Source organism: Inquilinus limosus MP06, from assembly GCF_000767795.1.
Lineage (GTDB): Bacteria > Pseudomonadota > Alphaproteobacteria > DSM-16000 > Inquilinaceae > Inquilinus > Inquilinus limosus_E.
Map to the genome: position 1 here is coordinate 1 of NZ_JANX01001147.1, position 543 is coordinate 543.

2 protein-coding genes are annotated in these 543 nt (G+C 69.8%); one reads left to right on the forward strand and one right to left on the reverse strand.

Annotation, left to right across the window (positions count from 1 at the left end):
• The first annotated feature begins 1 nt into the window (after position 1).
• Entirely contained in the window at positions 2 to 172 is a 171-nt protein-coding gene (locus P409_RS41685) for a TOBE domain-containing protein (protein ID WP_152613744.1), read from the forward strand.
• Positions 173 to 190: 18 nt separating this feature from the next.
• On the opposite strand, the gene P409_RS35705 is transcribed toward P409_RS41685, so the two are convergent.
• Complete coding sequence (locus P409_RS35705) at positions 191 to 388, reverse strand: hypothetical protein (RefSeq protein WP_034849940.1); 198 nt, start codon at positions 386 to 388, stop codon at positions 191 to 193.
• Between the last annotated feature and the right edge of the window lie 155 nt (positions 389 to 543).

Consider the following 543-nt stretch of genomic DNA (forward strand, 5'->3'; position numbering starts at 1 on the left):
GGTGATCGAGCCGCTCGGCGCCCACACCTTGATCCTGGGCGAGGTGGCGGGCGCCAAGTTCACCGCCCAGGTCGACGCCCATTTCCCCGCCCGGCCGGACGAGCCGGCGACGATCAGTCTGGATCCGGACCGGCTGCACCTGTTCGAGACGGCGGGCGGGCAGGCGATTTGAGGAGAAGCCTGCCGGCCCTCACTCCTTCGGCTTGCCGTACACCCCGCGCAGGAAGAAATCCCAGATCGCGTAGACCAGGGCGGCAGCCCACAGGAACTGCCACAGCCGGTCGCCCAGCCACAGGAACTCCGCCGTCAGGGCGGCTATCAGCAGGATGACGATCAGCAGCCGGACCCAGAGGGGTTCGAGCCAGGGATGGGCTTGCGGCGTCGGCATCGTCTCCAGCGCGTCGGCAGGGCAGGGGCGGCGAGAGTGGCACGGGACCGCGCCCGGCATCCAGCGGCGTTTTGAACGGCGTCCGGCCGCGCTATGGTCGGGCCGGCCGACAGGAAAGGACCCCGCCGATGACCCGGATCATTCTCGACTGCGAC

What these genes read in the sequence shown, in the direction of transcription:
- P409_RS35705 (WP_034849940.1), bottom strand. Translation starts at nt 388, where the DNA reads ATGCCGACGCCGCAAGCCCATCCCTGGCTCGAACCCCTCTGGGTCCGG.